General features: G+C 61.5%; 9 protein-coding genes, 3 pseudogenes and 1 riboswitch. Of the genes and pseudogenes, 2 read left to right on the forward strand and 10 right to left on the reverse strand.

Going from position 1 to position 11,833, the window contains the following annotated elements; translation table 11 throughout:
* From groL to EOA38_RS39190, 4 genes are all read right to left on the reverse strand, one after another.
* Nucleotides 1–1,586: chaperonin GroEL (groL, locus tag EOA38_RS14905; protein ID WP_127299538.1), on the reverse strand; the 1,586-nt coding region annotated here is incomplete at its 3' end.
* A gap of 105 nt (nt 1,587–1,691) precedes the next feature.
* Nucleotides 1,692–2,009: a co-chaperone GroES gene (locus tag EOA38_RS14910; protein ID WP_127221460.1), complete on the reverse strand. Its 318-nt coding sequence runs from the start codon at nt 2,007–2,009 to the stop codon at nt 1,692–1,694.
* Nucleotides 2,008–2,294: riboswitch (cobalamin riboswitch) on the reverse strand. (Overlaps the previous gene by 2 nt.)
* A gap of 74 nt (nt 2,295–2,368) precedes the next feature.
* On the reverse strand, nt 2,369–6,178 hold the full coding sequence (gene metH / locus EOA38_RS14915) for a methionine synthase (RefSeq protein ID WP_127299539.1): 3,810 nt from the start codon (nt 6,176–6,178) through the stop codon (nt 2,369–2,371).
* Between the two features lie 272 nt (nt 6,179–6,450).
* Complete coding sequence (locus EOA38_RS39190) at nt 6,451–6,636, reverse strand: hypothetical protein (RefSeq protein WP_189434680.1); 186 nt, start codon at nt 6,634–6,636, stop codon at nt 6,451–6,453.
* Between EOA38_RS39190 and EOA38_RS40340 the strand changes: the two are divergent.
* Nucleotides 6,613–6,699: pseudogene (locus tag EOA38_RS40340) on the forward strand (protein-L-isoaspartate O-methyltransferase); the annotation flags it as partial. The gene EOA38_RS39190 and the pseudogene EOA38_RS40340 overlap by 24 nt on opposite strands.
* A gap of 54 nt (nt 6,700–6,753) precedes the next feature.
* Here EOA38_RS40340 and EOA38_RS14925 read toward each other — a convergent pair.
* The 3 genes and pseudogenes from EOA38_RS14925 to EOA38_RS40345 all read right to left on the reverse strand — a co-directional run.
* Nucleotides 6,754–6,963, reverse strand: a pseudogene (locus tag EOA38_RS14925) (nucleotidyl transferase AbiEii/AbiGii toxin family protein); the annotation flags it as partial.
* Entirely contained in the window at nt 6,960–7,760 is an 801-nt protein-coding gene (locus EOA38_RS14930) for a type IV toxin-antitoxin system AbiEi family antitoxin (protein ID WP_127299540.1), read from the reverse strand. The gene EOA38_RS14930 and the pseudogene EOA38_RS14925, both read right to left, overlap by 4 nt.
* Complete coding sequence (locus tag EOA38_RS40345; protein ID WP_245480833.1) at nt 7,757–8,161, reverse strand: hypothetical protein; 405 nt, start codon at nt 8,159–8,161, stop codon at nt 7,757–7,759. Before EOA38_RS40345 ends, EOA38_RS14930 begins: the two co-directional genes overlap by 4 nt.
* Nucleotides 8,162–9,199: 1,038 nt before the next feature.
* On the opposite strand from EOA38_RS40345, the pseudogene EOA38_RS14945 reads away from it, so the two are divergent.
* Nucleotides 9,200–9,593, forward strand: a pseudogene (locus tag EOA38_RS14945) (integrase); the annotation flags it as partial.
* Nucleotides 9,594–9,653: 60 nt separating this feature from the next.
* Here EOA38_RS14945 and EOA38_RS14950 read toward each other — a convergent pair.
* From EOA38_RS14950 to EOA38_RS14965, 3 genes are all read right to left on the reverse strand, one after another.
* Nucleotides 9,654–10,058, reverse strand: a complete 405-nt coding sequence (locus tag EOA38_RS14950) for a type II toxin-antitoxin system VapC family toxin (protein WP_127299541.1) — start codon at nt 10,056–10,058, stop codon at nt 9,654–9,656.
* Entirely contained in the window at nt 10,055–10,288 is a 234-nt protein-coding gene (locus tag EOA38_RS14955) for an AbrB/MazE/SpoVT family DNA-binding domain-containing protein (RefSeq protein ID WP_127299542.1), read from the reverse strand. Before EOA38_RS14955 ends, EOA38_RS14950 begins: the two co-directional genes overlap by 4 nt.
* A gap of 718 nt (nt 10,289–11,006) precedes the next feature.
* Entirely contained in the window at nt 11,007–11,471 is a 465-nt protein-coding gene (locus EOA38_RS14965; RefSeq protein ID WP_245468469.1) for a DUF1772 domain-containing protein, read from the reverse strand.
* Nucleotides 11,472–11,833 lie beyond the last annotated feature (362 nt).

Consider the following 11,833-nt stretch of genomic DNA (forward strand, 5'->3'; position numbering starts at 1 on the left):
TCCTTGGCTGGAACGTCGGTGATCATGGCCTCGGCGGTGATCAACAGGGCGGCGATCGAACCGGCGTCCTGGAGTGCGGTCCGCACCACCTTTGCCGGGTCGACGATGCCAGCCTTGATCATATCGACATAAATCTCGTTCTGGGCGTCGAAGCCCTGATTGTAGTCCTTGCCCTTGGAGAGCTTGCCGACGACGATCGAACCTTCGACGCCTGCATTTTCTGCGATCTGGCGGACCGGCGCCTCAAGCGCCCTCAGCACGATCGAGATACCCGCCGTCACATCGGCATTGGCGCCATTCAAGCCGGCAAGCGCCGATCTGGCGCGCAAGAGCGCCACGCCACCGCCTGCAACGATGCCTTCTTCCACAGCGGCACGCGTAGCATTCAGCGCGTCGTCGATGCGATCCTTCTTTTCCTTGACTTCGGACTCGGTGGCGCCGCCGACGCGAATGACCGCAACGCCGCCGGCGAGCTTCGCCAGTCGCTCCTGCAGCTTTTCCTTGTCGTAGTCGGAAGTGGTTTCCTCGATCTGACTTTTGATCTGCTGTATGCGCGCCTGAATGGTCGCCTTGTTGCCGGCGCCGTCTATGATCGTGGTCGTGTCCTTCTCGATCAGCACGCGCTTGGCGCGGCCGAGCATGTCAATGGCAATGTTCTCCAGTTTGATGCCGAGATCCTCGGAAATCATCTGGCCGGCGGTGAGCACGGCGATGTCTTCCAGCATCGCCTTGCGGCGATCGCCGAAGCCAGGCGCCTTGACGGCCGCGACCTTGAGGCCGCCGCGCAGCTTGTTGACGACGAGCGTCGCCAGCGCCTCGCCCTCGACATCCTCGGCGATGATCAACAATGGCTTGCCACTTTGCACCACGGCTTCGAGGATCGGCAGCAGCGTTTGCAGATTGCCGAGCTTCTTTTCATGGATGAGGACGTAGGCGTCCTCCAGCTCGGCGCGCATCTTCTCGGCATTGGTGACGAAATAGGGCGAGAGATAGCCGCGGTCGAACTGCATGCCTTCGACGACGTCGAGTTCGGTCTCGGCGGTCTTTGCTTCCTCGACGGTGATGACGCCGTCGTTGCCGACCTTGTCCATCGCCTTGGCGATCATGTCGCCGACGGTGGCATCGCCATTGGCGGCGATGGTGCCGACCTGCGCGATCTCACCGGCCGATTTGACCTTCTTGGACCGCGCCTGGACTTCCTTGACCACCGCGGCAACGGCCTGGTCGATGCCACGCTTCAGGTCCATCGGGTTCATGCCGGCGGCGACGAGCTTGGCGCCTTCGCGCAGGATCGATGCGGCCAGCACCGTGGCGGTGGTTGTGCCGTCACCGGCAAGGTCGTTGGTCTTCGAGGCCACTTCGCGCACCATTTGCGCGCCCATGTTCTCGAACTTGTCGGCAAGCTCGATTTCCTTGGCGACGGCGACGCCGTCCTTGGTGATGCGTGGCGCGCCATAGGCCTTGTCGATGACGACATTGCGGCCCTTGGGGCCTAGTGTCACCTTGACGGCGTTGTTGAGAAGCTCGACGCCGCGCAGCATGCGGTCGCGGGCATCGGTGGAGAATTTGATTTCCTTGGGGGGCATGATTTTTCCAGTTCGGTTGGGACGGCAAGACGCCGACGGCGTCGCCCGGAGACTCAGAATCGGGAGCGTCCTATGCGCGTCCGGTGAATACGCGCGGCGCGCACGTCAGGCGGCCCTCTTGGCAGCCACGGTCTTGTTGAAGATGATGCCCATGATGTCGGCTTTCTTCATGATCAGAAGGTCATCGCCGTCGATCTTGACCTCGGTGCCCGAGTATTTGCCGAACAGGATCAGGTGGCTCGCCTTGGCCTTGAGCGCGACCAGCGCGCCGTCTTCGTCGCGTGCGCCCTGGCCGACGGCGATGACTTCGCCTTCCTGCGGCTTTTCCTTGGCATTGTCGGGAACAATGATGCGGCCCTTGGATTTGGTGTCACTTTCCGCGCGCCTGATGACGACGCGGTCTTGGAGTGGCCGGAATTTCATGGAAGCTTCTTTCTGAGGCCGGCATAGCGGCCACGCCCATATATAGCCCGGTTGGCACTCGTTAGATAGAAGTGCCAAACTTAATTCTCGAGCGCCCCAAAATAGTGGAAATCGAGATAGGGGTAATCAAAAACAGTTCCGCCATCTCGGCAGCTTCCCAGGCCTTGGCCCAGTGGTCCTTGTGGAGACGAAAAGCGCCGCTGCCGTAGCGGGGGCAGCGCCGGCACCGACTTCCCAATTATCCCATCCGCGAGACGAACGTGCACCTTAAGCACCCTGATCAAATCATCGATCGCCCAAACCGGTCCACAGGAATGCGAGATCGGTCAGGGGCAAGGACGACTGGCGGTAATAGGGACTTACTCCGCCGCTTCGGCGTAGCGCGCCGGCACATAGTTGAGGATCGGCCCAAGCCAGCGCTCGACCTCCGCCAGCGGCATGGCCTTGCGCCGCGCATAGTCCTCGACCTGATCGCGCTCGACCTTAGCGACGCCGAAATAATAGCTTTCGGGATGCGACAGGTAGATGCCGGAGACGGAGGAGCCGGGCCACATGGCGAAGCTTTCGGTCAGGCTGACGGCCGCATTGCGTTCGCCGTCGAGCAGACGAAACAGCGTCGCCTTTTCCGTATGGTCGGGTTGCGCCGGATAGCCAGGTGCCGGGCGGATGCCGCGATAGGGTTCGCCGATCAGGTCGTCCGGGGCCAGGTTCTCATCGGGCGCGTAACCCCAGAACTCCTTGCGCACCTTCTCGTGCATGCGCTCTGCGAAGGCTTCGGCGAAACGGTCGGCCAGCGCCTTGACCATGATCGAGGAATAGTCGTCGTTGGCCCGCACGAAGCGCTCGGCGATCGCCACTTCCTCGATGCCCGCGGTGACTATGAAGCCGCCCACATAGTCGGCCTTGCCGCTGTCCACAGGCGCCACGAAATCCGACAATGCGACATTGGCCTTGCCGTCGCGCTTGGCCAGCTGCTGGCGCAGCGTGAAGAATGTCGCCAGTTCGTGCGAGCGGGCCTCATCCGTGAACAGTCTGATATCGTCGCCGGCGGTATTGGCCGGCCAGAAGCCGATCACGCCCTTGGGCGCAAACCATTTTTCCGCGATGATCTTCGCCAGCATCGCCTGGGCGTCCTCGAAGAGCTGGCGTGCCGCCGGCCCCTGGTCCTCGTCGTCGAGGATTTTGGGATAGCGGCCCTTCAACTCCCAGGTTTGGAAGAATGGCGTCCAGTCGATATAGCGGGCAAGCTCGGCCAGATCCCAGCCTTCGAAGACCTTTAGGCCAAGGAAGGACGGTTTTGGCGGCTCGTAGCCCGTCCAGTCGACCTTGTGGGCATTGGCCCGCGCCCTGGCGAGCGGCAGCCGCTGCTTGTCGGCTTCGCTGCGCGCATGCGCGTCGGCAACCTTCTTGTACTCCGCGCGAACGTTCTCGACATAGCCGGCCTTGGCCTCGTTCGACAGCAGTGCCGACACCACGCCGACGGCGCGGCTGGCGTCGGCGACATACACCGTCTGGCCTTTCGCATAGCGCGGATGGATCTTGACCGCCGTATGCACGCGGCTGGTCGTCGCACCGCCGATCAGCAGCGGAATGTCGAAGCCTTCACGTTCCATCTCGGCCGCCATATGCGCCATCTCGTCGAGCGAGGGCGTGATCAGGCCGGACAGGCCGATGACGTCGACCTTTAGCTCACGCGCCGTCTGCAGGATCTTCGCCGCAGGCACCATGACGCCAAGATCGATGATCTCATAATTGTTGCAGGCAAGGACTACGCCGACGATGTTCTTGCCGATGTCGTGGACATCGCCCTTTACCGTCGCCATCAGGATCTTGCCGGCGGTCTGGCGCTCGCCATTGTCGATCCCGCTGGCGGCGTTCGCCAGCTTCTCCGCCTCCATGTGCGGCAGCAGGCCGGCCACCGCCTGCTTCATCACGCGGGCCGACTTCACCACTTGCGGCAGGAACATCTTGCCGGCGCCGAACAGGTCGCCGACGACATTCATGCCCGCCATCAGCGGGCCTTCGATGACATGCAGCGGCCGCTCGGCGGCGCGCCGCGCGTCGTCCGTGTCCGCGTCGATGAATTCGGTGATGCCATTGACCAGCGCGTGCGAAATGCGCTGCTCGACCGGCCAGTCGCGCCAGGCGAGAACGCGTTCCTGCGCCTCCTTGCCCGCCGTGCCCTTGAAGCGTCCGGCGAGTTCCAGCATGCGCTCGGTCGCCGTGCCGCCGCCCTTTGGCTCACGGTTGTTGACAACATCCTCGCAGGCTTCGCGCAGTTCCGGGTCGATGGTGTCGTAGACGGCAAGCTGCCCGGCATTGACGATGCCCATGTCCATGCCCGCCTGGATGGCGTGGTAGAGGAACACGGCATGCATGGCCTCGCGCACCGGTTCGTTGCCGCGGAACGAAAAGGAGAGGTTCGACACGCCGCCCGAAATATGGACATGAGGAAGCGTCGCGGTGATCTCGCGCGCAGCGTCGATGAAATCGACACCGTAATTGTTGTGTTCATCGATGCCGGTGGCGATGGCGAACACGTTCGGATCGAAGACGATATCCTCGGACGGGAAGCCTGCCTGTTCAGTCAGGAGCTTGTAGGCGCGGGTGCAGATCTCGACCTTGCGCGCCCTGGTGTCGGCCTGGCCGTCCTCGTCGAAGGCCATGACGACCACCGCAGCGCCATAGGCGCGCACCAGCCTGGCATGATGCAGGAACGCTTTCTCGCCTTCCTTCATGGAGATGGAGTTGACCAGCGGCTTGCCCTGGACGCATTTCAGGCCGGCCTCGATGACTTCCCACTTGGAACTGTCGATCATCACGGGAACGCGGGCAATGTCCGGCTCGGCCGCGATCAGGTTGAGATATTCGACCATCGCCTTCTTCGAATCGATCAGGCCCTCGTCCATGTTGATGTCGATGATCTGGGCGCCGTTGGCGACCTGGTCGCGCGCGACATCGAGCGCGGCGACATAGTCGCCCGCCGTGATCAGCTTCCTGAACCTGGCGGAGCCCGTGACATTGGTGCGCTCGCCGACATTGACGAACGGAATCTCGTCGGTCAGCGTGAACGGCTCGAGGCCCGACAGGCGCATCTTCGGCTCGATCTTCGGGATGGCGCGCGGCGGATATTTCTTCACCGCCGCCGCGATGGCGCGGATATGGTCCGGCGTCGAGCCGCAGCAGCCGCCGACGACATTGACCAATCCGTCGCGCGCAAAACCCTCGATCTGTTCAGCCATGAATTCCGGGCTCTCGTCATACCGGCCGAATTCATTAGGCAGGCCGGCATTCGGATAGGCGCAGACAAAGGTGCCGGCTACGCCCGAAAGCTCATCCAGATGCGCGCGCATGGCGTTGGCGCCGAGCGCGCAATTGAGGCCGATCGTGAACGGGCTGGCGTGACGGACCGAATGCCAGAGCGCCGTCGGCGTCTGGCCGGAGAGCGTGCGGCCGGACAGGTCGGTGATCGTGCCGGAGATCATGACCGGCAGATGAATGCCCTTTTCGACAAAGATCTCGTTGCAGGCGAAGATCGCCGCCTTGGCGTTCAGCGTGTCGAAGATGGTCTCGATCAGGATGATGTCGGCGCCGCCATCGAGCAGCCCGCGCAGCTGCTCGCCATAGGCATAGCGCAATTTGTCGAAAGTCACGGCGCGGTAACCGGGATTGTTGACATCCGGCGACATCGAGGCGGTGCGGTTGGTCGGCCCGAGAGCGCCGGCGACAAACCGCCGCTTGCCGTCTTCCTGTTGTGCCCGGATCAAAGCACGGCGGACAAGCCGAGCGCCGTCGCGATTGAGGTCGTAGACGGCATTCTCCATGCCGTAATCGGCCTGCGCTATGGAGGTTGATGAGAAGGTGTTGGTCTCGATGATGTCCGCGCCGGCAATAGCGTACTGATAATGAATGTCCTCGATCGCCTTGGGCTGGCTCAGGATCAAAAGATCGTTGTTGCCCTTCTGGTGACAGGCGCAACCGACGAACCTGTCGCCGCGGAAATGGTCCTCGTCGAAACCAAGACCCTGGATCTGGGTGCCCATGGCACCGTCAAGGATCAGGATGCGTTCGCGCGCAGTAGCTTGAAGCGTAGCCAGGATTTCCGACCCGTCTCGCTTCTCGCCGGCCGGACCAAACAGATCGTCCAGTGAGAACGGACTTTGCGACATTCTTTGTCCTTGTAACGACTGTTCAGCCAGTAGTCACATAAAGACATCTTTATGTCAACATGCCTTTGGCGAGGCAATCCGTTACCGCTAAAGCTTCCCGGAGTTAGATGCGGGTAAGACGCAGCGCCGCAACGCGATTGCATCGAGCTCGTCAGGTCAGAGGGTAAGGGCGAGCATTGAACTCTGCCTCGCGTCCCTCCACTGGATTGGTCAGCACGGCAAAGATATGTCTGCTCATCGGGATATCCCTTCCGTTCGGCAGCGGCCTTATTTTAGCAATATCTGGAGAAACGGCCAGCCAAAGGACGTCCCGCCAGCGCGCGTTTCCTCTCGAAATGGGCAATGCCCAGCGCATCGGCCTTGTCGGTTACTGTGACGAGACGAACAGGATATAAGCTATTTGGCAGCAGCTGGTCGAGGAAAGCCTCACCGTCATGAAACCGATGAACGAAGAGCATCTTGCAGTCCTACGCAGGCACATGGTCGAGATGATTGCAATCCATGCCGATCTTGCAATCGAGCGCCGACCGTAAGGCGTCCATTACGGCTCCGGCGGGCTCCGCGCGCATCTGCACGAGGTCGATATCCTCGGAATAGCGGGCGGCTGGCTTGAGATAGAGCTTGTAGAGCGCCGTCCCGCCACGAAATGCCAGGGCGTCGGCCAGCACCGGGTTGGAGAATATCTCCACCAGCGCTCGGCTGATGACGAGGTCTTGCTCGACCTGGATGTCCTGAACCCACGGCGCCTGCGCGCGCCATTCAGTGATGTAGTCGCGCGGGATCATAGCTCGGACTCCACAGTGACATTGATGGAAAGCCGCCAGCCGTCATCACGAACGGCGTCTTGTTGCGAGGCGGCCGGCAACAGGACAGCCGTGCTGCGCGCGTGCTTGCGCACATAGGTTTTGAGCGGTCCCGTCCGGTCGTCCGCACCGGCCCGATCCATCAGGTAGCCAAGCCTCTGCGCCCACGGCACGGGAGCGGTTTCGGCCGCGGCAACCAGTTTTTCAGGATCGATGCTGTCGACGAGTTCTCCCAGGATCGTCGCGACCTGATCAAGGCCGCCGACATGGTCATGATAGCCGACGAGGTCGATCGCCGTGGCCTCGGGGGTTGAGACAAGGACAGTGCCGCGCGGCGTGTTGAAGCTCTGGGTGGCCACAGACGCGATTTTTTTGCGGACGACGAATCCCACGCGCACCACGCCGCAAACGAGAGGACGGCGCGCCTTGGCCACCATCACCTGAAATTCCTGGGGACGATGATGGGCCGCGCCGTGGAACTGGGCGGCGGACAGCAGGCCCGCATAGGTGGGCTGGCCCAGCCGTTTCATCAGGGCCGGAATGAACTGCTCGGCGGGCAGGCTGCCGAGAGACTGGTATTCCGGGGGCACTATGACGTAGAAACCCCGTGCCGGCGATGCGATCAGGCCCTGTTTACTCAGGCGATGCAGGGCCAGCTTCGTCGCAGCCGCCGATACGCCAAGCGCGTCCTGGGCGTCGGACGAGCTGAAGTGATAGCGCCCGCTAGCGGCGGAGCGGGAAATGAAGTCACGGGCGTGCAGGCGGGATGCTGATATCATTTTTCGATACTTTGTGCAATCAATTTTAGCCCCAACTTCTGTTCAGGAACGAGTCCCCGGCCAATGCGGATAACGTCATCAAGTGCCGAGCGTATCTGCGGCCGGGGAAACTCGGCATCGTCCCCCGAACCCTCCCCTACCTTAAGCACCGCATCAAGCTTGACTACCACGCCGGCAAGGGAAGCAGAGGGCGTTTCGGACAATAGCTCAAGCAGGTCCTCCGCTCGGTCGGCAGCCTCGCGCTCGGCCCGCAACGTTGCCGAATAGCCAATTTCCCTATCGGCAGCATCCCAGCGCGCCTGATGAGCCGCGAAGTCTGCTTCACCCCGCGCGCGCGTTGCCGTATCTTCTGGACGATGATCGAGCACTTCGCGAAGCGCTCTAAGTGAATGCAGCGTCAAGCTCTCCCCCTCGCGCAGCATAATGGTTGCGCAAGGAAAGCCAACGGTTTCGGCGAGTATCCGCTCGAGGCGCTGCTGCTGACGGCACAGCCGTTCAGTGTGCTCGTGGGCCGCCTGCTATTTGCGCCACACTGCCACCGCGGGATCCGCGGATTGGTCTGCTTCCAAATCATTGCGGGCAAACGCATTTCGCTTTGATCCAACAATTGCAATTGCCGTTCCCGCAAGTACCCTCCTCCGAGTGACGAGAGGCCGAGTCGTGGTATTGTCGGAATCACCCATGATCCGAGCTCCTCAACAGCTTGGTTGTGGCGAGGTCGAATAGGGTGTTGCACCACCCTGTTCGGCCGCTTTGCACCCAAAAGTCTTAAATGATGCCAAGGGTATTTTCAATACCTTAGGCATCATATGATGCCAATAGGATCATATTTAATGATAACAAGTGAGCAGCTGAGGGCGGCACGGGCTCTGCTGCAATGGGATCAGAAGAAGCTAGCGGCAGCATCAAAAGTTTCGACGGCAACAATCAAGCGCTTGGAGCCGCTCGCAGGGCCCTTACGGGCAAACCAAGTTACTGTCGAAGCTCTTCGTCGCGCGCTTGAAACAGCTGGCGTCGAATTTATCCCAGAAAATGGCGGCGGACCAGGCGTCCGGCTTTCCCGTCCCTATGACGGCAAATGACGCCCGGCGGAAGCCACGGCGCCTCTGGCCCTCGACCATAGACGCACCGGCATTGGCCATGAGCGCCTTAAACTATGCAGAGCTAGCCGGCCTTCATTAGGCGACGATACCTATTCGGCGCCGTCCGGCGAAAGGTTCCCGGCCCATCTCCACACCTCGCCGAACATCCGCTTGTGCACGCCAGCACGAAGCCGATGTTCGGCAGGGCGCCCGGCCTGACCCGTCCGCCGCGCGCCCAGGCCGCGCCCTTGATGATATTCTCCTGCTCGGCTTCGTTGAGATCGGCGCGGTGTCTGATCCAGCTTTGTAGGTGCATTTGGCGACTAGCAATGATGGAGGGGGCTTGCCGCGGGCGGCGAGGTCGAGATCGGCCGACGCTCCTCCGACGCCACCTCCCCGGTCGTGGCACCCGACAACCTGGCTGAAGTTGGCTCGGGTTGGCCAATGGCCCGTTGTTCCTGCGGGTGATTGGGCAAGGCAAGGCTGTCGGCGCCGAGCGATTGAACGAACAGGAGGTGGCCCGGCTGATCAAGCGTGCAGCAGTCACCGCTGGCGCCGGCGGCGACCTGTCGGAAGGCGAACGCGGCCAAATGTTTGCCGGCCATTCACTGCAGGCCTCGCCTCTTCGGCCGAGGTCGACGAGCGCTATGTGCAAAAGCAGCTCGGCCACGCCTCCGCCGAAATGACGCGAAAATGTCAGCGCCGGCGCGATCGGTTCCGAGTCAACCTGGCCAAGGCGAGCGGACTGTAGGAACAAAAGGCTTCCTCCCTCCCCTGCCTGACCACAAGACTGTGTGTCCGGACGGATCGCTCAGCTGTTCGGGGTGATCAGTTTCAATGATGGAAAATAGGTGCGGTAGCGGCCGACGTCGCGGGTGAGCAACGGCAGCCCGTTGACGGCGGCATGGGCTCCAATGAAGAAGTCGGGTAACACGCCGGTGCGTGATCCGCTCGACTTGCGATACTGCGTAAAGACCTTTCCAGCGAGAAACAGGGCGTCTCGCGGTGTCGGGGCGATCTCCAGCCCCGCCTCAACTACAAACGCCTCGAGATCCTCGATGCGTTCATATCGAACGGCAAGCTCGGCATAGACAGCATCGTTGGTCAGCAGAGGTCCATTGAGGCTCGCCGCCTCCAGCTGAGCGATCGACCAATCCGCCCAATTCGGATCATCGGTGACAAGGTCGAGCAGAACGTTGGTGTCGACCAGTGTCACACTTCGCCACGCGTCAGTGCCATGATCGCGTCGGTACCGAGCCCCTTGCCGGCATGACCACGCAATTTCGCGAAGCGGCTCGCCGGCGGCTCCTTGTCGGCGCGTGCAAGCACCACGCTACCATCGGCAGCGCGGCGGAAATCAACCTTGCTGCCCGGACCGATGCCGAGGAGATCGCGGACCGGCTTCGGGATGGTCACCTGTCCCTTGACTGTGACTGTAGTGGTCATGGTCGCCTTCCGTAATACCAGATTTACAGAAGGTATTACCTTAGGGTCAAATTTTCAACCAGGTCCGATCGTTCGCTTGTAGTCCGCATTTTGTACGGCGCCCTTGAGCCAATCCGCATATGTCGAGAGATTGCGATTTTCATCGACCTGGTGATGGCATGTCGATCGAACAGAATATTGCCGTTTAAGGTAGGGCGACCTTGTAGCTCGCCTTCTCTGCTCCCGGGCGCTCTCGCAATGGCTCTGGTGGATATTGCCTGACGGCGGAGCTGCCTCCAAGCGAGGTGGACCCTTCGATCTTCCTGGCCACCAAGCTGAGCTGCAAGGGCCACGGTGCGAGGCGTCCACATTCTATCCCGTCATCTTTGCCGTTACGCCATTTGTTCGCAACGCGGCCATCAACATCGGGCCGACCGAGAACTGCCCTGTCCTAGGAGCCCTTTGCGCTCCTCCGGCTTCAGCGGAGTTGCGTCTTCCGGCTCCCGAAAAAGGTCTGTCACGACTCGTTCCACAAGTCGCGATCCTTGAGGACATCGCGACAAAAGCCTCGATGCGCGCTTCCGTTCCGGCATCGCCGGTCTCCCTGCGCCGTTAGGGACGACCGACCGCGACCGGACGATCAGCCCTACCCTGCCCTGAAGCTCCAGCGAGTCGATTAGAAACCCGGCCGGACATCAGCCGCCTTGGATGGCAATTGCCGTGGTCAGGAGGATCAGGCTCAGCATCGCCAACACCGCGCGGAGAACGTGCGAGAGTTCCCACCGGTTACGAAACGCCGTCCACTCTTGCGTCGCACAAGTGCGTCCCCGTCGCTGCCCTGGGTTGCGAAGAAACGCTTCGCCGGCGCAGTCAATTCCACCTCTTGCAGCCAGTGCTTGTTGATCGGCTGGGTCATGAACCAGAAGACAAGCTGCATAATCAGGAGCCCGGTCAACGCGCAGGCAATCAGCCAGAGCTCGACAGAGCCGCTCGACGTCAGCATCAACGCAAACGTCGCGACGATCCCGCCGACCTCGGCGATGCCGCCTCCGATCGTGAAGCCCGGATAGTAGATCCGCTGGACAACAAAATACTCTTGCCTGGAGAGCCGCATTTTGCCCGGCAGCTCCAGCGCGTGGGCGAGCGCCATGGCCATCGCGCTCGCCACGAGGATGACGGTCAGGACCTCCACGAAAACATACATCAATGGACCTCTCACTCCGGCGTGAGTGCTTCGTAAAAGCAGCTTCAATGAATTCGAGCGACAACAATCAGATCGAACGTAATGGTCCAGACCGGGTTCCATCGACCAAGAAGGGCTTGATGACTAGCAATGACGAAGGGGCTTGCCGTGGGCTTCCTCGCACCAGTCGCACATGGGGCGCTGTATGTCGTCGTCACCTGGGCGGAACGCCCGGTCGTTGCGAAGCAAGGGGGGTCGACCTAAACCTTTTCCGCCGACAGGCGTTGTTCGTTCCAGAGGGACCGAGCGACGCCAGCGGGGAGGACCACCCGATGTATTTCATGGCATTGGCCACCGACTACGATGGCACGCTGGCGCATGAC

The sequence above is a fragment of the Mesorhizobium sp. M1E.F.Ca.ET.041.01.1.1 genome (assembly GCF_003997355.1).
GTDB lineage: Bacteria > Pseudomonadota > Alphaproteobacteria > Rhizobiales > Rhizobiaceae > Mesorhizobium.

Excerpts from the sequence above, each read along its gene's own strand:
- EOA38_RS14910 (WP_127221460.1), bottom strand. The coding sequence starts at position 2,009 with ATGAAATTCCGGCCACTCCAAGACCGCGTCGTCATCAGGCGCGCGGAA.
- metH (WP_127299539.1), bottom strand. The coding sequence starts at position 6,178 with ATGTCGCAAAGTCCGTTCTCACTGGACGATCTGTTTGGTCCGGCCGGC.
- EOA38_RS39190 (WP_189434680.1), bottom strand. The coding sequence starts at position 6,636 with ATGCTCTTCGTTCATCGGTTTCATGACGGTGAGGCTTTCCTCGACCAG.
- EOA38_RS14930 (WP_127299540.1), bottom strand. The coding sequence starts at position 7,760 with ATGATATCAGCATCCCGCCTGCACGCCCGTGACTTCATTTCCCGCTCC.
- EOA38_RS14955 (WP_127299542.1), bottom strand. The coding sequence starts at position 10,288 with ATGACCACTACAGTCACAGTCAAGGGACAGGTGACCATCCCGAAGCCG.
- EOA38_RS14965 (WP_245468469.1), bottom strand. The coding sequence starts at position 11,471 with ATGTATGTTTTCGTGGAGGTCCTGACCGTCATCCTCGTGGCGAGCGCG.